At 51.2% G+C, this 17,501-nt stretch carries 32 protein-coding genes; all 32 read left to right on the plus strand.

Annotated elements, in window-relative coordinates; translation table 11 throughout:
- Positions 1-16: 16 nt before the first annotated feature.
- The 32 genes from NYE74_RS07745 to rplQ all read left to right on the plus strand — a co-directional run bounded on the left by NYE74_RS07745 (position 17) and on the right by rplQ (position 17,328).
- On the plus strand, positions 17-1,600 hold the full coding sequence (locus tag NYE74_RS07745) for an FAD-dependent oxidoreductase (RefSeq protein ID WP_124333530.1): 1,584 nt from the start codon (positions 17-19) through the stop codon (positions 1,598-1,600).
- A 424-nt stretch (positions 1,601-2,024) separates the two neighbouring features.
- Positions 2,025-2,333 (plus strand): 30S ribosomal protein S10, encoded by a 309-nt coding sequence (gene rpsJ, locus NYE74_RS07750; RefSeq protein WP_006676490.1) that lies wholly within the window; start codon positions 2,025-2,027, stop codon positions 2,331-2,333.
- Between the two features lie 47 nt (positions 2,334-2,380).
- The gene (gene rplC, locus NYE74_RS07755) at positions 2,381-3,004 is read left to right on the plus strand and encodes a 50S ribosomal protein L3 (protein WP_036619511.1); all 624 of its coding nucleotides are present in this window, start codon (positions 2,381-2,383) and stop codon (positions 3,002-3,004) included.
- A 27-nt stretch (positions 3,005-3,031) separates the two neighbouring features.
- On the plus strand, positions 3,032-3,655 hold the full coding sequence (gene rplD, locus NYE74_RS07760; RefSeq protein ID WP_036619512.1) for a 50S ribosomal protein L4: 624 nt from the start codon (positions 3,032-3,034) through the stop codon (positions 3,653-3,655).
- Complete coding sequence (gene rplW, locus NYE74_RS07765) at positions 3,655-3,945, plus strand: 50S ribosomal protein L23 (protein ID WP_036619513.1); 291 nt, start codon at positions 3,655-3,657, stop codon at positions 3,943-3,945. The genes rplD and rplW overlap by 1 nt, the downstream gene beginning before the upstream one ends.
- 28 nt (positions 3,946-3,973) lie before the next feature.
- Positions 3,974-4,804: a 50S ribosomal protein L2 gene (rplB, locus tag NYE74_RS07770; RefSeq protein ID WP_036619514.1), complete on the plus strand. Its 831-nt coding sequence runs from the start codon at positions 3,974-3,976 to the stop codon at positions 4,802-4,804.
- 77 nt (positions 4,805-4,881) lie between these two features.
- Complete coding sequence (gene rpsS / locus NYE74_RS07775) at positions 4,882-5,160, plus strand: 30S ribosomal protein S19 (RefSeq protein ID WP_036619516.1); 279 nt, start codon at positions 4,882-4,884, stop codon at positions 5,158-5,160.
- Positions 5,161-5,198: 38 nt separating this feature from the next.
- Entirely contained in the window at positions 5,199-5,531 is a 333-nt protein-coding gene (gene rplV, locus NYE74_RS07780) for a 50S ribosomal protein L22 (protein ID WP_009226643.1), read from the plus strand.
- Positions 5,532-5,544: 13 nt separating this feature from the next.
- Entirely contained in the window at positions 5,545-6,213 is a 669-nt protein-coding gene (gene rpsC / locus NYE74_RS07785; RefSeq protein ID WP_036619517.1) for a 30S ribosomal protein S3, read from the plus strand.
- Between the two features lie 2 nt (positions 6,214-6,215).
- Positions 6,216-6,650, plus strand: coding sequence for a 50S ribosomal protein L16 (rplP, locus tag NYE74_RS07790; RefSeq protein WP_036619518.1), 435 nt, complete (start codon positions 6,216-6,218; stop codon positions 6,648-6,650).
- Complete coding sequence (rpmC, locus tag NYE74_RS07795) at positions 6,640-6,840, plus strand: 50S ribosomal protein L29 (protein ID WP_018759704.1); 201 nt, start codon at positions 6,640-6,642, stop codon at positions 6,838-6,840. The genes rplP and rpmC overlap by 11 nt, the downstream gene beginning before the upstream one ends.
- Positions 6,841-6,890: 50 nt before the next feature.
- Positions 6,891-7,154, plus strand: coding sequence for a 30S ribosomal protein S17 (gene rpsQ / locus NYE74_RS07800; protein ID WP_036619522.1), 264 nt, complete (start codon positions 6,891-6,893; stop codon positions 7,152-7,154).
- A 35-nt stretch (positions 7,155-7,189) separates the two neighbouring features.
- The gene (gene rplN, locus NYE74_RS07805; protein ID WP_036619525.1) at positions 7,190-7,558 is read left to right on the plus strand and encodes a 50S ribosomal protein L14; all 369 of its coding nucleotides are present in this window, start codon (positions 7,190-7,192) and stop codon (positions 7,556-7,558) included.
- A 38-nt stretch (positions 7,559-7,596) separates the two neighbouring features.
- Positions 7,597-7,950: a 50S ribosomal protein L24 gene (gene rplX / locus NYE74_RS07810; RefSeq protein WP_082207655.1), complete on the plus strand. Its 354-nt coding sequence runs from the start codon at positions 7,597-7,599 to the stop codon at positions 7,948-7,950.
- Positions 7,951-7,982: 32 nt separating this feature from the next.
- Positions 7,983-8,525 (plus strand): 50S ribosomal protein L5, encoded by a 543-nt coding sequence (gene rplE / locus NYE74_RS07815; RefSeq protein WP_036619531.1) that lies wholly within the window; start codon positions 7,983-7,985, stop codon positions 8,523-8,525.
- 45 nt (positions 8,526-8,570) lie between these two features.
- Entirely contained in the window at positions 8,571-8,756 is a 186-nt protein-coding gene (locus NYE74_RS07820) for a type Z 30S ribosomal protein S14 (protein ID WP_010348808.1), read from the plus strand.
- 31 nt (positions 8,757-8,787) lie between these two features.
- A complete protein-coding gene (rpsH, locus tag NYE74_RS07825; protein ID WP_036619532.1) occupies positions 8,788-9,186 on the plus strand; it encodes a 30S ribosomal protein S8 in 399 nt (132 codons plus the stop codon).
- Positions 9,187-9,217: 31 nt separating this feature from the next.
- A complete protein-coding gene (rplF, locus tag NYE74_RS07830; protein WP_036619533.1) occupies positions 9,218-9,760 on the plus strand; it encodes a 50S ribosomal protein L6 in 543 nt (180 codons plus the stop codon).
- Between the two features lie 67 nt (positions 9,761-9,827).
- Positions 9,828-10,196, plus strand: a complete 369-nt coding sequence (rplR, locus tag NYE74_RS07835; protein WP_036619534.1) for a 50S ribosomal protein L18 — start codon at positions 9,828-9,830, stop codon at positions 10,194-10,196.
- A gap of 27 nt (positions 10,197-10,223) precedes the next feature.
- Positions 10,224-10,721 carry a 30S ribosomal protein S5 gene (gene rpsE, locus NYE74_RS07840; RefSeq protein WP_036619535.1) on the plus strand — a complete coding sequence of 166 codons (498 nt, stop codon included), beginning with the start codon at positions 10,224-10,226 and terminating at the stop codon, positions 10,719-10,721.
- Positions 10,722-10,733: 12 nt separating this feature from the next.
- Positions 10,734-10,919, plus strand: a complete 186-nt coding sequence (gene rpmD / locus NYE74_RS07845; protein ID WP_036619536.1) for a 50S ribosomal protein L30 — start codon at positions 10,734-10,736, stop codon at positions 10,917-10,919.
- Positions 10,920-10,973: 54 nt separating this feature from the next.
- Positions 10,974-11,414, plus strand: coding sequence for a 50S ribosomal protein L15 (gene rplO, locus NYE74_RS07850; RefSeq protein ID WP_036619537.1), 441 nt, complete (start codon positions 10,974-10,976; stop codon positions 11,412-11,414).
- Positions 11,414-12,712, plus strand: a complete 1,299-nt coding sequence (gene secY, locus NYE74_RS07855; protein ID WP_036619539.1) for a preprotein translocase subunit SecY — start codon at positions 11,414-11,416, stop codon at positions 12,710-12,712. The genes rplO and secY overlap by 1 nt, the downstream gene beginning before the upstream one ends.
- Positions 12,713-12,806: 94 nt before the next feature.
- A complete protein-coding gene (locus NYE74_RS07860) occupies positions 12,807-13,451 on the plus strand; it encodes an adenylate kinase (protein WP_036619541.1) in 645 nt (214 codons plus the stop codon).
- Between the two features lie 5 nt (positions 13,452-13,456).
- The gene (map, locus tag NYE74_RS07865; protein WP_036619543.1) at positions 13,457-14,209 is read left to right on the plus strand and encodes a type I methionyl aminopeptidase; all 753 of its coding nucleotides are present in this window, start codon (positions 13,457-13,459) and stop codon (positions 14,207-14,209) included.
- 3 nt (positions 14,210-14,212) lie between these two features.
- Positions 14,213-14,527, plus strand: a complete 315-nt coding sequence (locus tag NYE74_RS07870; protein WP_124333532.1) for a KOW domain-containing RNA-binding protein — start codon at positions 14,213-14,215, stop codon at positions 14,525-14,527.
- 2 nt (positions 14,528-14,529) lie between these two features.
- Complete coding sequence (gene infA, locus NYE74_RS07875; protein WP_018753971.1) at positions 14,530-14,745, plus strand: translation initiation factor IF-1; 216 nt, start codon at positions 14,530-14,532, stop codon at positions 14,743-14,745.
- A 189-nt stretch (positions 14,746-14,934) separates the two neighbouring features.
- Positions 14,935-15,048 carry a 50S ribosomal protein L36 gene (gene rpmJ / locus NYE74_RS07880; RefSeq protein ID WP_003333770.1) on the plus strand — a complete coding sequence of 38 codons (114 nt, stop codon included), beginning with the start codon at positions 14,935-14,937 and terminating at the stop codon, positions 15,046-15,048.
- 21 nt (positions 15,049-15,069) lie between these two features.
- Positions 15,070-15,438 carry a 30S ribosomal protein S13 gene (gene rpsM, locus NYE74_RS07885; RefSeq protein ID WP_016310723.1) on the plus strand — a complete coding sequence of 123 codons (369 nt, stop codon included), beginning with the start codon at positions 15,070-15,072 and terminating at the stop codon, positions 15,436-15,438.
- Positions 15,439-15,457: 19 nt separating this feature from the next.
- Positions 15,458-15,853: a 30S ribosomal protein S11 gene (gene rpsK, locus NYE74_RS07890; protein ID WP_036619547.1), complete on the plus strand. Its 396-nt coding sequence runs from the start codon at positions 15,458-15,460 to the stop codon at positions 15,851-15,853.
- A 129-nt stretch (positions 15,854-15,982) separates the two neighbouring features.
- On the plus strand, positions 15,983-16,927 hold the full coding sequence (locus NYE74_RS07895) for a DNA-directed RNA polymerase subunit alpha (protein ID WP_036619549.1): 945 nt from the start codon (positions 15,983-15,985) through the stop codon (positions 16,925-16,927).
- A 35-nt stretch (positions 16,928-16,962) separates the two neighbouring features.
- Positions 16,963-17,328 carry a 50S ribosomal protein L17 gene (rplQ, locus tag NYE74_RS07900; protein ID WP_124333533.1) on the plus strand — a complete coding sequence of 122 codons (366 nt, stop codon included), beginning with the start codon at positions 16,963-16,965 and terminating at the stop codon, positions 17,326-17,328.
- Positions 17,329-17,501: the final 173 nt, after the last annotated feature.

Here is a 17,501-nt window from a genome sequence, read left to right on the forward strand (position 1 = left end):
CGGAGGGATGCAAGGCATGGAAAGAGAAAGAATAGCGGACGTTATCGTGCTTGGCGGTGGGCTTGGCGGCTGTATGGCCGCTTTGGCCGTCGCCAAGGCGGGTTATTCCGTCATCTTGACCGAAGAAACGGACTGGCTGGGCGGGCAGTTGACGAGCCAGGCGGTTCCGCCCGACGAGCACAAGTGGATCGAAAGCTTCGGCTGCACCGGAACGTACCGCGAATTCCGAAACCGGGTAAGGGAGTACTACCGGCAAAATTATCCGCTGACCGGACAGGCGATGAACGATCCGCTGTTAAACCCGGGCAACGGCTGGGTCAGCCGGCTGTGCCATGAGCCGAAAGCGGCGCTGCGGGTGCTCTGCGATATGCTCGCGCCCTATGTGAACAGCGGCCGAATCACGGTAATGTATCGGGTGCGCGCTGTCCGGGCGGAGACGCGTGGAGATGCGGTGAAATCCGTTGCCGTCAGAAGGCTGAACCGGGATGAGGAGTGGACGCTGCGGGGGACGTATTTCCTCGACGCTACCGAATGCGGGGATATTTTGCCCTTGGCCGGAGTCGAATACGTAACCGGAGCCGAATCCAAGACGGAGACCGGGGAGCCGCATGCGCTGGACCAAGCGAGGCCGTATGACGTTCAAGCATTTACGCATGTGTTTGCGCTTGATTATGTTCCCGGCGGAGACTATACGATTTGCAAGCCGGCGTCCTATGAGTATTGGCGGCGGTACACGCAGCCTCACTCGAGTCTGCCGAAGCTGGGCTGGATTGTGGGGGATGGGGTGGACCCGGATAACGACCAGGAGTTTACGCTGTTCCCGGACGACAGCGGGCGGCCGTCCCTTTGGACGTACCGCCGCATCATCGACCCCGCCCTGTTCTGCGGCGCACTTTATCAAAGCGACATCTCCCTGATCAACTGGGCGCAGAACGATTTCGACTTGGGCATGATCTACGAAGTGTCCGAGGAAGAACGCCGGCGGCATTTGGAAGGAGCGCGCGAGCTCAGCTTGTCCCTCCTGTATTGGCTGCAGACGGAGTCTCCGCGGCCGGACGGCGGGAAGGGATACCCGGGCCTGCGGCTCCGCGGGGATGTGCTCGGAACGGAAGACGGACTGGCCAAGTACCCTTACATCCGGGAATCCCGGCGCATTAGGGCCCTCTACACGATTACGGAGCATGACGTCAGCAAGGAGCTGCGCGGGGAGCTTGGCATTAAGCGGTATGAGGACAGCGTAGGGGTAGGCAGCTACCCGCTTGATTTGCATGCCACGACCCAATCGCGCCGCGGCTTCTATATACCGAACTATCCGTTCGAAATTCCGATGGGAGCGCTGCTGCCGGTGCGGGTGCAAAATCTGCTGCCCGCCTGCAAAAACATCGGGACAACGCAAATTACGAACGGCTGCTACCGGCTGCACCCGATCGAATGGAATATCGGCGAGGCCGCCGGGCACATGGCCGCTTATGCTTTGAAGCATCATATCCGGCCCCGGGAGATTCGGGAGCGGGAGTACCATTTAAAGACATTTCAGGCGTGGATCGAATCGCAGGGAGTCCAGCTTCACTGGCCCTCCTCCATTAACGATGAAATCTAGCGCAACGATACGTGCCATCATTACCGAAACCACCTGTCCCCCCCGGGGATTTGTGGTTTTATTTTTTAAGTGCATGTTCAAAAAGTCCGGTTTTCAGCACCGAGAAGGTTGGATGAAGCCAGGCGCTGAGTAGCGGAGCGTACGTTTTGGGTACGTGAACAACGGAAGGCCCGGCTGAACTCAAGATTCGATGCCGAGTTACTTCCTGATTCACTTCGTGATTAAAAGCGGACTTTTTGAACTACCTTAAAATAATTTCTTGCATTCCGCCTACCTTTTCTATATAATAGTGAATGTTGTTCTGTGACGTTGCGATGATGTGAGAGGTTACTGACACACCCGGCCCCTTTGCCATGGGAGGGCGTCAGAAAATTTTCACGGAGTATGTCCGATACTAAATTGGGCGATAGAAGGAGGGACTAAAATGGCAAAGCAAAAAATTCGTATTCGTTTGAAAGCTTACGACCACAGAATTCTTGATCAATCCGCAGAGAAAATCGTTGAAACGGCAAAACGTTCGGGTGCCGGCGTATCCGGGCCGATTCCGCTTCCTACGGAAAAACAAGTCATTACCATTCTCCGTGCGGTGCACAAGTACAAGGATTCCCGGGAACAATTCGAAATGCGGACGCACAAACGTCTGATCGACATTGTGAACCCGACTCCGCAAACCGTGGACGCCTTGATGCGCTTGGACCTGCCGTCCGGTGTAGATATCGAAATCAAATTGTAATACCCACATTATCGTAAGGTAATCAGGAAAGGAAAAGAGGTGTCAACATGAAAGGTATCTTAGGAAAAAAACTCGGAATGACTCAAGTATTTACCGCTGAAGGGAATGTCATTCCCGTAACGGTAATCGAGGCGGGCTCCAATGTGGTTCTGCAAAAGAAAGACGTGGAGAACGACGGTTATGAAGCCATTCAGCTCGGCTACTCCGACAAGAAGGAAGCCAGAGCCAACAAGCCGGAAGTTGGGCATGCGAAAAAAGCAGGCGCAACGCCTAAGCGCTACGTTCGCGAAATTCGCGGTGTTGATTTGGCGGGATACGAAGTTGGCCAGGAGGTCAAAGTCGATATTTTTGCCGAGGGCGAATTTGTTGACGTAACCGGCATTTCGAAAGGTAAAGGGTTCCAAGGCGTAATCAAACGCTGGGGACAAAGCCGCGGCCCGATGGCGCACGGTTCCCGTTACCATCGCAGACCGGGTTCCATGGGTTCGATCGCGGCCAACCGCGTATTCAAAGGCAAAAACCTGCCTGGACATATGGGACATGAAACCGTGACGATTCAAAACCTTGAAGTTATCCGCGTTGATGCGGAACGCAACGTTCTGCTCGTTAAAGGCTCCATTCCGGGCCCGAAAAACAGCTTCGTCAAAATCAAGCAAACCATTAAGAAATAATAGCCCTCAAGAAAGGAGGAACATCAAATGCCAAAAGTAGCACTTTTCAATATTAGCGGTAGCCAAGTGGGCGAAGTGGAATTGAATGACGCGGTATTCGGGATCGAGCCGAACACGCACGTTCTTCATGAAGCTGTTGTCATGCAGCGCGCTTCCCTGCGTTTCGGCACCCACAAAGTCAAAGGACGCTCCGAAGTTCGCGGCGGCGGCCGTAAACCTTGGAAACAAAAAGGTACGGGCCGTGCGCGCCAAGGTTCCATCCGTGCCCCTCAATGGGTAGGCGGCGGCACCGTGTTTGGTCCGACTCCGCGCAGCTATGCTTACAAGCTGCCGAAGAAGGTTCGCCGTTTGGCGATCAAATCGGCCTTGTCTTCGAAAGTGATCGATCAAGACATCATCGTGCTTGACGCGCTGAGCTTGAACGCTCCGAAGACGAAAGAGTTCGCGGCGATTTTGAACAACCTGAAAGTGGATCGCAAAGCTTTGGTTGTAGCTCCAAGCTACGACGACAATGTGGCGCTTTCCGCACGCAACATCCCAGGCGTTAAATTCGTAGCGGCAGACGGCATTAATGTTCTCGACGTGCTGACGCACGACAAACTGATCATTACGAAAGAAGCAGTTCAGAAGGTAGAGGAGGTGCTCGCGTAATGAAAGATCCTCGCGATATTATCAAACGCCCGGTGATTACGGAACGTTCGACCGAATATATGAATGACCTGAAATACGTTTTCGAGGTTGATATTCGCGCCAACAAAACCGAAATCAAACAAGCCGTAGAGTCGATCTTCGGTGTGAAAGTCAAAAACGTAAACACCTTGCGCGTACCAGGGAAGCTGAAACGTTACGGACGCTACTCCGGATACACTCCTGAATGGAAAAAAGCGTTTGTTACATTGACCGCTGACAGCAAGCCGCTCCAATTTTTTGAATCGGTATAAAATCGTTTAAAGTAAGGAGGGAAATCTCGTGCCTATCAAAAAGTACAAACCGACATCCCCGGCAAGACGCGCGATGAGCGTGTCGACGTTCGAAGAAATCACGACGGATCAGCCGGAGAAATCTTTGCTTGCGCCGCTGAGCAAAACGGCCGGCCGCAACAACCAAGGTAAAATCACCGTTCGTCACCATGGCGGCGGACATAAACGCAAATACCGCATCATCGACTTCAAGCGGAACAAAGATGGAATTCCAGGCCGCGTTGCTACGATCGAATACGATCCGAACCGCACCTCGAACATCGCTTTGATCCACTACGCCGATGGCGAAAAACGTTATATCATCGCTCCTAAGGGCCTGAAAGTAGGCGACGTGATCGAATCCGGCGCAGGTTCCGACATTAAAATCGGGAACGCGCTGCCGCTCGAGAACATCCCGGTGGGTACCGTAATCCACAACATTGAGTTGAAGCCCGGCAAGGGCGGACAATTGGTTCGCGCCGCCGGTACGGAAGCCCAATTGCTCGGTAAAGAGGAGAAATATGTAACGATCCGCCTTTCATCCGGCGAAGTTCGTAAAGTCCTGAAAGTTTGCCGCGCAACGATCGGTTCCGTAGGCAACGGCGACCACGAGCTCGTGAAAATCGGTAAAGCGGGACGCAGCCGCTGGCTCGGCAAACGTCCGGAAGTCCGCGGTGTCGTCATGAACCCGAACGATCACCCTCACGGTGGTGGTGAAGGCCGCGCTCCGATCGGCCGTAAATCTCCGTTGTCGCCTTGGGGCAAACCGACCCTGGGTTACAAAACGCGTAAAAAAGGCAAAGCTTCTGATAAATATATCGTTCGCCGCCGTACGAAGTAATCCGCATCACGCGGATCACTTCGCGGCTTGTGGATAAAACGGCGAATTCTGCAGTCAGACGAAGGGAGGATAAATGAATGGGTCGCAGTCTGAAAAAGGGGCCTTTTGTTGATGGTTACCTGTTGAAGAAAGTGGAGGAAATGAACGCGTCGAGCAAAAAAGTCGTGATCAAAACCTGGTCCCGCCGCTCCACGATCTTCCCGCAATTCATTGGTCATACGTTTGGTGTATACGACGGACGCAAACACGTTCCGGTATACGTAACCGAGGATATGGTCGGACACAAACTGGGCGAATTTGCCCCAACCCGTACCTACAAAGGTCATACGGATGACGATAAGAAAACGAGACGTTAATTCCAATAAGTTCTTCGCTTGAGAGGAGGTCATTACACATGGAAGCTAAAGCACATGCAAGATCTATCCGCATTGCTCCGCGCAAGGCTCAGCTCGTAGTCGATCTGATCCGCGGCAAGCAAGTCGGCGATGCGATCGCGATTCTGCGCCACACGCCAAAGGCGGCTTCCCCGATCGTGGAGAAGCTTTTGAATTCGGCGATTGCCAACGCTGAACATAACTATTCTATGGACGTTAATAAATTGGTGATTACGCAAGCGTACGTCAACCAAGGCCCGACGATGAAACGTTTCCGTCCGCGGGCAATGGGTCGCGCTAGCCGGATCAACAAACGCACCAGCCACATTACATTGGTGGTATCCGAAAAATAAGGAGGGAAAACGTGTGGGCCAAAAGGTAAATCCGGTCGGACTACGAGTAGGGATTATCCGTGATTGGGAATCCAAATGGTACGCTGGCAAAGATTTTGGTGATCTTTTGCTGGAAGACGTTAAAATTCGTGAACACCTGAAAAACAAACTGAAAGACTCCGCGGTATCTCGGATTGAAATCGAGAGAGCGGCAAATCGTGTGAACGTAACGATCCACACAGCCAAACCGGGCATGGTTATCGGTAAAGGCGGTTCGGAAGTGGAAATCCTGCGCGGGGAAATTACGAAAATCGCAGGCGGCAAAAAGGTTCACATCAACATTTCTGAAATCAAACACCCTGATCTTGACGCGATTCTGGTCGCAGAAAGCATCGCACAACAACTGGAACGCCGCGTTTCTTTCCGTCGTGCGCTGAAACAAGCGATTCAAAGAACGATGCGTTCGGGAGCGAAAGGGATCAAAACGGCAGTCAGCGGCCGTCTCGGCGGTGCTGAAATTGCCCGTACGGAAGGCTACAGTGAAGGAACTGTTCCACTTCATACGCTCCGCGCCGACATCGATTACGGTACGGCAGAAGCGCATACGACTTACGGCCGCATCGGCGTAAAAGTATGGATCTATCGTGGAGAGGTTCTTCCTACGGCTAAGAAACAACAAGCTGCTCAGGAAGGAGGCAACTAATCATGTTGGTACCAAAGCGCGTAAAACACCGCAAGCAGCAACGCGGTAATATGAGAGGCCAAGCTAAAGGCGGCACCGAACTGAACTTCGGCGAATTCGGCCTGCAGGCTCTTGAGCCGACTTGGATCACCAACCGCCAAATTGAAGCGGCGCGTATTGCAATGACGCGTTACATCAAACGGGGCGGTAAAGTATGGATCAAAATTTTCCCTGACAAGCCGATTACTCAAAAGCCTCTTGAAGTCCGGATGGGTAGCGGTAAAGGTAACGTAGAAAAATGGGTCGCAGTTGTGAAGCCTGGCAAGATTCTGTTTGAGCTTGCCGGTGTATCGGAGGAAATCGCACGCGAAGCTATGCGTCTTGCCGCCCACAAACTGCCGATCAAAACGAAGTTTGTGAAACGTGAAGAATTGGGTGGTGAAGCAAATGAAAGCTAATGAACTTCGCAACTTAACCACTGCAGAAATCGAACAAAAAATCGCCGGGTTTAAAGAAGAACTCTTTAACCTCCGTTTTCAGTTGGCTACCGGCCAACTCGATAACCCGACTCGGATCCGTGACGTGCGCAAGGAAATAGCTCGTGCTAAAACCGTATTACGTGAAAGAGAACTCGGGATCATCAGTTAAGAAGCGCCTAAGCGTTAAGCGAAATGCCAAGTCCAGGAAGGAGGCTAACCATGAGCGAACGTAACAGCCGTAAAGTGCAAATTGGTAAAGTCGTCAGCGACAAGATGGACAAAACGATCGTTGTTGCTGTAGAAACGTACAAGAAGCATGATCTGTACCACAAGCGCATTAAATACACGAAAAAATTTAAAGCGCATGATGAGAACAATACCGCGAAAATCGGAGATACCGTAAAAATCGCCGAAACTCGCCCGCTGTCCAAAGACAAACGCTGGAGACTCGTTGAAGTCGTAGAAGAAGCGGTTATTATCTGATAGCGAAGGCTACAGGCTGAAAGGAGGAAATATCGATGATTCAACCATTTACACGTTTGCAGGTTGCCGACAACTCCGGCGCGAAGGAATTGATGTGTATTCGCGTTCTGGGCGGTACCGGTCGTCGTACAGCACAAATCGGGGATCTGATCGTTTGTTCCGTCAAACAAGCAACACCAGGCGGCGTTGTCAAAAAAGGAGACGTAGTCAGAGCGGTTGTCGTTCGTACGAAACGTGCGGTTCGCCGTAAAGACGGTTCCTACATCGCATTCGACGAAAACGCGGCGGTTGTTGTCAAAGAAGACAAAAGCCCGCGCGGAACGCGTATCTTCGGTCCGGTTGCCCGTGAACTTCGCGACAAGGACTTCATGAAGATCGTTTCCTTGGCTCCGGAAGTTATCTAAATAACCCCTACCCCGATTTAACAGGAGGTGTAAACCAAGTGCCTAGACTGAAAAAGATCCTTGAATCTCATAACAATAAGCTTCACGTTAAGAAAGACGACACGGTCATCGTGATCTCCGGTAAAGACAAAGGGAAGAAAGGCCGCGTCATCGCCGCTTATCCTCGTGAGAACCGCGTGCTTGTGGAAGGTGTGAACATGATCAAGAAACACCAAAAGCCTAACCAGCTGAATCCGCAAGGCGGCATCATCGAGAAAGAAGCTCCGATTCACGTTTCGAACGTTATGCATGTTGATCCGAAGAGCGGAAAAGTAACCCGTATCGGTTACAAAGTATTGGACAACGGCAAAAAAGTTCGCGTAGCCAAGAGATCCGGAGAAGTAATCGACTAATCCAGGAATGTAAGAAAGGAGGTCCATGATTCATGGCAGCAAGATTGAAAGAACGCTTTTTGAACGAAGTGACGCCTGCTTTGGTTCAAAAATTCAACTATACAACCGTAATGCAAGTGCCTAAAATCGAGAAAGTCGTTATCAATATGGGCGTCGGCGAAGCCGTGGCCAACTCCAAGGTGCTTGATTCCGCAGTGAACGATATGCAGCTGATCGCTGGCCAAAAGCCGGTTATCACGCGTGCGAAGAAATCGATTGCCGGTTTCAAACTTCGTGAGAACATGCCGATCGGCGTGAAAGTAACGCTTCGCGGCGACCGCATGTATTACTTCCTAGACAAACTGTTTAACATTGCGCTTCCTCGCGTGCGCGACTTCCACGGCGTATCGACGAAAGCTTTCGACGGACGCGGCAACTATACGCTTGGCCTCAAGGAACAGTTGATCTTCCCTGAGATCGTATACGACCAAGTCGACAAAGTTCGCGGTATGGATATCGTTATCGTGACGACAGCAAAAACCGACGAAGAAGCCCGTGAGCTGTTGACGCAGCTGGGCATGCCTTTTGCAAAGTAACCAAGTCGTTATTCTCCGAAACTATCTGGGAGGTGTCAGGCTAAAGTGGCAAAAACTTCGATGAAAGTTAAACAACAACGTGCACCGAAATTCAAAGTGCGGGCGTACACCCGCTGTGAACGTTGTGGTCGTCCACACTCGGTATTGCAAAAATTCAAAATTTGCAGAATTTGTTTCCGTGAATTAGCTTATAAAGGCCAGATTCCTGGCGTGAAAAAAGCAAGCTGGTAATTTATCAACAACGGGAAGGAGGTTTACACGTATGACTATGTCAGATCCAATTGCAGATATGCTTACACGTATTCGCAACGCGAACACAGTGCGTCACGAAACGGTAGAACTGCCTGCTTCGACGATCAAGAAACAAATCGCTGAAATCCTGAAGCGTGAAGGTTTCATCCGCGATGCAGAATATATCGATGATAACAAGCAAGGGATCATCCGTATTTTCCTGAAATACGGCCCTAACAACGAACGCGTTATCTCCGGTTTGAAGAGAATCAGTAAGCCAGGCCTTCGCGTGTACACGAAAAGCAACGAAATCCCTCGTGTCCTCGGCGGTTTGGGTATCGCGATCATCTCCACATCCAAAGGAGTTATGACCGATAAGGAAGCTCGTCAGTCCAAAGCCGGCGGCGAAGTTGTTTGCTACGTTTGGTAATTAACGTCTTATCACAAGGAGGTGCAAATACATGTCTCGTATTGGTCGCAAACCAATTACAGTACCAAGTGGCGTGAACGTCACACTCGACAACACCGTGATTACGGTAAAAGGACCGAAAGGTACTTTGTCTCGTGAGCTGCATAAGGACATCAAGGTAACGGTTCAAGACAACGTGATTACCATTGAGCGTCCTTCTGATAATAAATTACATCGTTCTCTGCATGGCACGACCCGTTCGGTAGTGAACAACATGGTCAGCGGGGTAACGGAAGGCTTCTCGAAGTCGCTTGAACTGGTCGGCGTCGGATATCGCGCAAGCTTGTCCGGCAAAAAGCTCGTTCTGAACGTAGGTTACTCTCACCCGGTTGAAATCACTCCGGAAGAGGGCATCGAATTTGAAGTACCTTCGAATACAAAGATCATCGTTAAAGGGATCAATAAGGAGCGCGTAGGCGAATACGCCGCTAAAATCCGCTCCGTTCGCGAGCCTGAGCCTTACAAAGGCAAAGGGATCAAGTATGAAGGTGAACGCATCATTCGTAAGGAAGGTAAAGCCGGTAAGAAGAAATAAGTTTCTGCTTAGCGGCCCTGTCCTTCTGGCGTCTTGAAGGTAAACCGAAGGGAGTGAAAGGAAAGTCATGATTACAAAAGGCGATAAGAACAAAGCTCGTCTGAAAAGACATCTGCGCGTGCGGACGAAAGTTCAAGGTACGGCTGAACGTCCAAGACTGAACGTATACCGTTCCTCCAAACATATCTATGCCCAACTGATCGACGATGTGGCAGGCGTAACGCTGGCTAGCGCTTCGACCGTGGACAAAGAGCTGAACGGATCGATCGGCAACGGCGGCAACGTGGAATCCGCCCGTAAAGTCGGCGAACTGATCGCGAAACGCGCTGTAGGCAAAGGCTACAAGAGCGTTGTGTTTGACCGTGGGGGTTACCTGTATCATGGACGGATTCAGGCTTTGGCTGACGCAGCCCGCGAAGCAGGTCTGGAATTCTAAAATATTCACTAAAAGGAGGTTAACGACTTGCGTGTAGATCCGAACACTTTAGAACTGACTGAAAGAGTTGTAAATATTAACCGCGTAGCTAAAGTAGTTAAAGGCGGACGTCGTTTTAGCTTCAGCGCGCTCGTGGTTGTCGGCGACGGCAAAGGTTGGGTTGGCGCCGGCATCGGTAAAGCAGGCGAAGTTCCCGATGCGATTCGCAAAGGGATTGAAGATGCGAAGAAAAACCTGATTCACGTTCCGCTCGTAGGCACGACGATTCCTCACCTGGTTACCGGACATTTCGGTGCCGGCCGTGTGCTCCTGAAACCGGCGTCTGAAGGTACCGGGGTTATCGCCGGCGGTCCGGTTCGCGCTGTGCTTGAGCTGGCTGGCGTGGGCGACATTTTGACAAAATCTCTAGGTTCTTCGAATTCCATCAACATGGTCAATGCGACTTTGGAGGGTTTGTCCCGTCTGAAACGCGCTGAGGATGTTGCGAAATTACGCGGTAAAACCGTCGAAGAACTTCTCGGTTAAGGAGGGAATCTCATGGCTAAACTGCAAATTACCCTCGTGCGTAGTTTGATCGGTCGTCCGGAGAACCAACGTACTACCGTGAAAACCTTGGGTCTTCGCAAAATCAACCAAACCGTGGTTCACAACGACAATCCGGCCATCCGCGGCATGGTGAATCAAGTAAGCCACTTGGTTTCGGTTAAAGAAATCGAAGCCTAACAGGTTTTGAGTATTATATAAGAACCAACAATAAATAAGGAGGTGCAACGAACGATGAAGTTACATGAGCTTTCTCCGGCTCCCGGATCCCGCCACGAGCGCAAGCGCGTTGGCCGCGGTACGGGGAGCGGAATGGGTAAAACGTCTACCCGTGGTCACAAAGGTCAAAACGCTCGTTCCGGCGGTGGTGTCCGTCCGGGATTTGAAGGCGGTCAAAACCCGTTGTATCGTCGCTTGCCGAAACGCGGATTTATTAATCCGACGCGGAAAGAGTATGCGATTGTCAACATCCAAGATTTGAACAAATTTGCGGCGGATACGGAAGTAACTCCTGAACTGTTGTTTGAACAAGGAATCGTGAAAGACGCGAAGAGCGGCATCAAGATTCTCGGCAACGGCGAAGTTACTGTCAAATTGACAGTGAAAGCGAACAAGTTCTCCCAATCTGCGGTAGAGAAAATCGAGGCTGCCGGCGGTAAAACCGAGGTGATCTAATGTTTAAAACCATTAAGAACATATGGCATGTTCAGGACCTGCGCACCCGCATTCTCTTTACGCTGTTTATTTTTCTCATTTACCGAATCGGATCTTTCGTTCCGGTTCCGGGCGTTGATGCGTCGGTATTTCAGACGGTAAACGAATCGGGAAACAATCTGCTCGGGCTCTTGAACACCTTCTCGGGAGGCGCTTTGGCGAATTTCTCGATCTTCGCCCTCGGGATCATGCCTTATATCACGGCTTCCATCATTGTGCAGCTCTTGTCCATGGACGTCGTTCCGAAGTTTGCGGAATGGGCTAAACAAGGGGAGCACGGGAAAAAGAAGATGGCCCAGGTAACCCGCTACGGTACGGTTATATTGGCTATCGTTCAGGCGTTTGCCACATCGATTGGCTTCAATCGGTTGTATGGAACGCAAATGGTGCCTAACGCGACCTTTGCGGATTATCTGGTTATTGCGATCGTGTTGACCGCAGGCACTTCGTTCTTGATGTGGCTTGGTGAGCAAATTACCGATAAAGGCATCGGCAACGGGATCTCGTTGATCATCTTTGCCGGAATCGTTGCGTCGTTTCCTACGCATATCACAACGATCGCCCAATCGGAATTTATCGTTGAAGGGCAAGCATTCATGAACGTGGTGAAATCCATCGCGATTCTCCTCGTGTGCGTACTGATCGTCATCGGTGTCATTTACATCCAGCAGGCCGTCCGGAAGATTCCGGTGCAGTACGCCAAACGCGTTGTCGGCAATAAGATGTACGGCGGGCAAAATACGCATATTCCGCTGAAAATCAACGCCGCAGGCGTTATTCCGGTCATTTTTGCGGTCTCCTTGCTGCAGTTCCCGGTCGTGATCGCCAGCTTCTGGTCGACGCATGCCTGGGCGCAATGGGTCACCCACAACCTGTCCACGAATGCTCCGCTTGGAATCGTGCTGTATGTGGTCATGATCATCGGCTTTACGTTCTTCTATACGTTCGTACAGATGAACCCGCAGCAAATGGCTGAGAATATGAAGAAAAACGGCGGATACATTCCGGGAATTCGTCCGGGGAAAGCGACCGAAACTTATCTCATCCGGGTTCTAACCCGCTTGACGATGACCGGTTCCCTGTTCCTCGCGGCCATCTCCATTCTGCCTATGGGCCTCGGCGCATTGGCTAATCTGCCGCGTACGGTTCTTATTGGCGGTACTTCGATCCTGATCGTTATCGGCGTTGCGCTGGATACGATGAAGACGATCGAAGGTCAGCTGATCAAACGTCACTATAAAGGCTTTATCAATAAATAGGCGATAGGTACCAGGATCGGGCTGCTGCTGGGCTCGCCTGGGACCTATCGTGCTGTTTATTGACATGGTGCGATTTTTGGAGGGAGTGAGAGACATGAACCTGCTTTTCATGGGACCTCCCGGAGCGGGAAAAGGAACACAGGCCGAAGTCATTGTCAATGAATTCGGTATTCCTCACATCTCCACCGGCGATGCGTTCCGCTTGGCCATCAAACAGGGAACGCCCGTAGGGATGAAAGCCAAGGAGTATATTGATCAAGGCCTTCTGGTGCCTGATGACGTCACGGTGGGCATCGTCCGCGAGCGCCTGCAGCAGTCCGATTGCGAAAAAGGTTTTTTATTGGACGGCTTTCCAAGAACCCTTTCGCAAGCGGAATCGCTGGAGGAACTGCTTAAGGAACTGGGACGCAAGCTTGACCACGTTATCGACCTGAAAGTGGACCGGAACAAGCTGCTGGCGCGGCTGACCGGACGCCGGATTTGCAAATCCTGCGGCGCCACTTATCATGTGATCTTTAATCCTCCCAAGCAGGAGGGTGTCTGCGATAAATGCGGCGGCGAGCTGTACCAGCGCTCCGACGATACCGAGGAGAAGGTAGGCACCCGCTTGGACGAATATATCAACAAAACGGCACCGCTTCTGAAGTTTTATGAAGACAAAGGTTTGCTGCGCCAAGTGGACGGCGAACAGGAAATCGATGCGGTCTCGAAAGAAATCGTATCTTTACTGCGAGGTTAGGTGTAATGATCATCTGTAAATCCGAAACGGAACTGGGCTTTATGCGAGAAGCTGGGCGAATCGTAGCGGAAACGCACAGGCTCATGGCGCAATCGATTGAGCCAGGAATTACGACGGGGGAACTCGATCAGATCGCCGACAAATTTATTCGCAGTCAGGGCGCCGTGCCGTCTTTCAAGGGTTACAACGGTTTTCCTTACAGCATTTGCGCTTCGGTCAACGAAGAATTGGTACACGGATTTCCCGGCAAACGCAAATTGAACGAAGGCGATATCATCAGTTTGGATATCGGCGCGGAGTATCGCGGCTACCACGGCGACTCGGCGTGGACCTATCCGGTGGGCGAAATTTCGGCGGAAGCCAAGCGGTTGCTTGAAGTGACCGAAGGATCGCTGTACGCGGGCCTGGCGCTCGTCAAGCCGGATGTCCGTTTGTTCACGATTTCGCATGCGATTCAGCAGCATATCGAGGCTGCGGGTTTTTCCGTCGTTCGGGAATATGTCGGACACGGCATTGGATCCAAGCTGCACGAAGAACCGCAAATTCCGAACTACGGCATGCCTGACCGGGGGCCGCGGCTCAAACCCGGGATGGTCCTGGCGATCGAACCGATGGTTAACATGGGGAAAAGGTATGTCAAAACGCTGGATGACAATTGGACGGTCGTTACGGTGGACGGTTCGTTGTGCGCTCATTTCGAGCATACGGTGGCCGTAACGCCTGACGGTATGGAAATTTTCACAAAGCTGGACGCGTAGGTGATGAATGTGAAACAACGTTCGGAAGCGCAGCCGGGCCAATTGGTGAAAGTTCTAAAAGGCAGGGATGCCGGGACGGTGAATGTGATCGTGCAGATCGTGGACGACAGGTTCGTCCTGATCGCGGACGGGGACAAACGCAAGTTTGACCAGCCGAAACGAAAAAACCTCCAGCATCTTGAGCTACTGCCCACGGTCAGCAGCGAGGTTGTTCATAGTTTGCAGGAGAGCGGCCGGGTTACAAATGCGAAGCTGCGTCACGCCGTGCTTGTCTATTTGAAATCCGAAAGTTCCGAGGCTGAAGAGAAAGGAGACTGACTGTGGCTAAAGAAGATGTCATTGAAGTCGAAGGCACGGTCATTGAACCGCTGCCGAATGCAACATTCAAGGTTGAGCTGGAGAATGGCCATCAAATTCTCGCTCATGTTTCCGGGAAGCTGCGGATGCACTTTATCCGTATTTTGACCGGGGACAAAGTGGTTGTCCAACTGTCGCCTTATGATTTGTCAAAAGGCCGGATCACTTACCGTAAATAGTTGGCTCTGGCATATGCCGCTGTTTTGTGGTACAATATGCAGGTTGAGTTGTTTCAAACCAATGCTGACGAGAAAGTTTTACATCCGTAAAACTTGGTTTATCTTACGAAGAGCGTTTTGCTGCGCAAAACATGCTCGTGCTTTCGAAGTTAGTTTTACTTAACGTAAAACTTTTAGGAGGTAATCAACATGAAGGTAAGACCTTCTGTAAAGCCGATTTGCGAAAAATGCAAAGTCATTCGTCGCAAAGGCAATGTCATGGTGATTTGCGAAAATCCGAAACACAAACAAAAACAAGGTTAATAGAAGGGGGTGTAGCGTAAAATGGCACGTATTGCTGGTGTGGATTTGCCACGTGATAAACGCGTTGAGATCGCCTTAACTTACATTTTCGGAATCGGTAAAACGACTTCCCAGAAAATCCTGAAAGAAACAGGCATCAATCCGGACACTCGTGTTCGTGATTTGACGGAAGATGAGGTTAGCAAACTACGCGAAACGATCGACAAAACGGTCAAGGTGGAAGGCGACCTGCGTCGTGAAATTTCCTTAAATATTAAACGTTTGATCGAAATCGGCTGCTACCGCGGTGTGCGTCACCGTCGCGGCTTGCCGGTTCGCGGACAACGTACGAAAACGAATGCCCGTACTCGCAAGGGTCCTCGTCGTACGGTAGCGAACAAGAAGAAATAAGAAGGGGGGATAACAGACAATGGCTAAACCAAAAAAAGTCGTACGCACGAAACGTCGTGACCGGAAAAATATCGAATCTGGTGTGGCACATATCCGCTCCACCTTCAACAATACGATCGTTACCATTACGGATCCGCACGGCAACGCGATCTCTTGGGCAAGCTCCGGTAATCTCGGTTTCAAAGGCTCCCGTAAGTCGACGCCGTTTGCCGCGCAAATGGCCGCGGAATCGGCTGCAAAAGCGGCTATGGAGCATGGCATGAAGACTGTTGAAGTTATGGTCAAAGGTCCTGGCGCCGGCCGTGAAGCCGCTATCCGCTCGCTGCAAGCGGCAGGTCTTGAAGTAAACATGATTAAAGACGTGACTCCGATTCCTCACAACGGCTGCCGTCCTCCAAAACGCCGCCGCGTTTAATGAAGCCGTACTGAATGTGGTATAACAACAGCGCCACTTGGTAACAATGGTTGTTTAGGCATACTACATGATCGACTTCAGCAAACAAGGCAGTTTCAAAGGAACGACGTTTTGAAGGAGGGGTACTTCGTGATAGAAATCGAAAAACCAAAAATTGAGACCGTAGAAGTTAACGAAGAAGGCACCTATGGGAAATTTGTAGTAGAACCACTTGAGCGTGGATATGGCACCACACTGGGCAACTCGCTTCGCCGGATTTTGCTATCTTCTTTGCCGGGTGCTGCGGTAACCTCGGTCCAAATCGATGGAGTTCTGCATGAATTCTCGACCATCCCGGGCGTCATGGAAGACGTTACGGAAATCATCCTGAACCTGAAAGCTCTCTCGCTGAAAATCCACTCCGATGAAGAGAAAATTCTCGAAATCGATGCGGAAGGCGAAGGCGTGATTACGGCAGGGGATATCCGTGCGGACAGCGACGTGGAAATTTTGAATCCGGATCTGCATATCGCAACGATGGAACCGGGTTCGAGACTTCACATGCGCATTTATGCGGGCCGCGGCCGTGGTTATGTTCAGGCAGATCGGAATAAACGAGATGATCAACCGATTGGTGTCATTCCCGTCGATTCGATCTATACCCCGATTACTCGCGTCAATTATGTGGTGGAGAACACCCGCGTTGGCCAAGTGACCAACTATGACAAGCTGACGCTTGAAGTGTGGACCGATGGCAGTATCAAACCTGAAGAAGCGGTTAGCCTCGGCGCGAAAATTTTGACCGAGCATCTCTTCCTGTTCGTCGGATTGACGGACGAAGCGAAGGACGCTGAAATCATGGTTGAGAAGGAAGAAGACAAGAAAGAAAAAGTGCTTGAAATGACGATTGAAGAGCTTGATCTCTCCGTTCGTTCCTATAACTGCCTCAAGCGTGCCGGCATTAACACGGTGCAAGAGCTGACGACGAAAACCGAAGAAGATATGATGAAGGTGCGCAACCTTGGCCGCAAGTCTTTGGAGGAAGTTCAAGAGAAGCTCGAGGAGCTTGGTTTGGGACTACGCACTGAAGAATAAGATCACGATTCGTTTTAGCGAAGGAGGGAAAACTCATGGCATACCAAAAATTGGGCCGCGATTCCAGCGCACGTAAAGCTTTGTTCCGTGACCTGGTAACGGACCTGTTCTTGTACGAGCGCATCCAAACGACGGAGGCGAAAGCGAAAGAAGTTCGTTCGATCGCTGAAAAGCTGATCACCAAAGCTAAACGCGGAGATTTGCACGCCCGTCGTCAAGTGGCGGCTTACGTTCGCCGCGAATCGATCGACGGTGAGCAGGACGCAATCCAAAAGCTGTTCACTGAACTGGCGGCTCGTTACTCCGGGCGTCCGGGCGGATATACCCGTATCTTGAAATTGGGACCCCGCCGCGGCGACTCTGCTCCTATGGTTTATCTGGAACTGGTAGACCGGGCGTAATTTACGGGGATCTCCCCAAACAAAGCGTGTAAAACTCTCTGTCGGCTCGCCTTATGGCTAAGCTTTCGGAGAGTTTTTTTCTGTGAGTCTGCATAAGCTGAGCTTGAGACAGGGAGGAAAATAGGCAAGAGGCTGAAATGATTCTGAAGAAGCGGAGCGTTCGCCTTTGTGAG

Source organism: Paenibacillus sp. FSL P4-0127, assembly GCF_038007325.1.
Taxonomy (GTDB): Bacteria; Bacillota; Bacilli; order Paenibacillales; family Paenibacillaceae; genus Fontibacillus; species Fontibacillus macerans.

Excerpts from the sequence above, each read along its gene's own strand:
- rplE (WP_036619531.1), top strand. The coding sequence starts at position 7,983 with ATGGCAGCAAGATTGAAAGAACGCTTTTTGAACGAAGTGACGCCTGCT.
- rplR (WP_036619534.1), top strand. The coding sequence starts at position 9,828 with ATGATTACAAAAGGCGATAAGAACAAAGCTCGTCTGAAAAGACATCTG.
- rpmJ (WP_003333770.1), top strand. The coding sequence starts at position 14,935 with ATGAAGGTAAGACCTTCTGTAAAGCCGATTTGCGAAAAATGCAAAGTC.
- NYE74_RS07860 (WP_036619541.1), top strand. The coding sequence starts at position 12,807 with ATGAACCTGCTTTTCATGGGACCTCCCGGAGCGGGAAAAGGAACACAG.
- rplO (WP_036619537.1), top strand. The coding sequence starts at position 10,974 with ATGAAGTTACATGAGCTTTCTCCGGCTCCCGGATCCCGCCACGAGCGC.
- rpsS (WP_036619516.1), top strand. The coding sequence starts at position 4,882 with ATGGGTCGCAGTCTGAAAAAGGGGCCTTTTGTTGATGGTTACCTGTTG.
- secY (WP_036619539.1), top strand. The coding sequence starts at position 11,414 with ATGTTTAAAACCATTAAGAACATATGGCATGTTCAGGACCTGCGCACC.
- rpsM (WP_016310723.1), top strand. The coding sequence starts at position 15,070 with ATGGCACGTATTGCTGGTGTGGATTTGCCACGTGATAAACGCGTTGAG.
- rplP (WP_036619518.1), top strand. The coding sequence starts at position 6,216 with ATGTTGGTACCAAAGCGCGTAAAACACCGCAAGCAGCAACGCGGTAAT.
- rpmC (WP_018759704.1), top strand. The coding sequence starts at position 6,640 with ATGAAAGCTAATGAACTTCGCAACTTAACCACTGCAGAAATCGAACAA.
- rplF (WP_036619533.1), top strand. The coding sequence starts at position 9,218 with ATGTCTCGTATTGGTCGCAAACCAATTACAGTACCAAGTGGCGTGAAC.
- rplD (WP_036619512.1), top strand. The coding sequence starts at position 3,032 with ATGCCAAAAGTAGCACTTTTCAATATTAGCGGTAGCCAAGTGGGCGAA.
- NYE74_RS07870 (WP_124333532.1), top strand. The coding sequence starts at position 14,213 with ATGAATGTGAAACAACGTTCGGAAGCGCAGCCGGGCCAATTGGTGAAA.
- rpsQ (WP_036619522.1), top strand. The coding sequence starts at position 6,891 with ATGAGCGAACGTAACAGCCGTAAAGTGCAAATTGGTAAAGTCGTCAGC.
- rpmD (WP_036619536.1), top strand. The coding sequence starts at position 10,734 with ATGGCTAAACTGCAAATTACCCTCGTGCGTAGTTTGATCGGTCGTCCG.
- rpsJ (WP_006676490.1), top strand. The coding sequence starts at position 2,025 with ATGGCAAAGCAAAAAATTCGTATTCGTTTGAAAGCTTACGACCACAGA.
- rplV (WP_009226643.1), top strand. The coding sequence starts at position 5,199 with ATGGAAGCTAAAGCACATGCAAGATCTATCCGCATTGCTCCGCGCAAG.
- rplQ (WP_124333533.1), top strand. The coding sequence starts at position 16,963 with ATGGCATACCAAAAATTGGGCCGCGATTCCAGCGCACGTAAAGCTTTG.
- rplW (WP_036619513.1), top strand. The coding sequence starts at position 3,655 with ATGAAAGATCCTCGCGATATTATCAAACGCCCGGTGATTACGGAACGT.
- rpsH (WP_036619532.1), top strand. The coding sequence starts at position 8,788 with ATGACTATGTCAGATCCAATTGCAGATATGCTTACACGTATTCGCAAC.
- NYE74_RS07745 (WP_124333530.1), top strand. The coding sequence starts at position 17 with ATGGAAAGAGAAAGAATAGCGGACGTTATCGTGCTTGGCGGTGGGCTT.
- rpsK (WP_036619547.1), top strand. The coding sequence starts at position 15,458 with ATGGCTAAACCAAAAAAAGTCGTACGCACGAAACGTCGTGACCGGAAA.
- rplN (WP_036619525.1), top strand. The coding sequence starts at position 7,190 with ATGATTCAACCATTTACACGTTTGCAGGTTGCCGACAACTCCGGCGCG.
- map (WP_036619543.1), top strand. The coding sequence starts at position 13,457 with ATGATCATCTGTAAATCCGAAACGGAACTGGGCTTTATGCGAGAAGCT.
- rplC (WP_036619511.1), top strand. The coding sequence starts at position 2,381 with ATGAAAGGTATCTTAGGAAAAAAACTCGGAATGACTCAAGTATTTACC.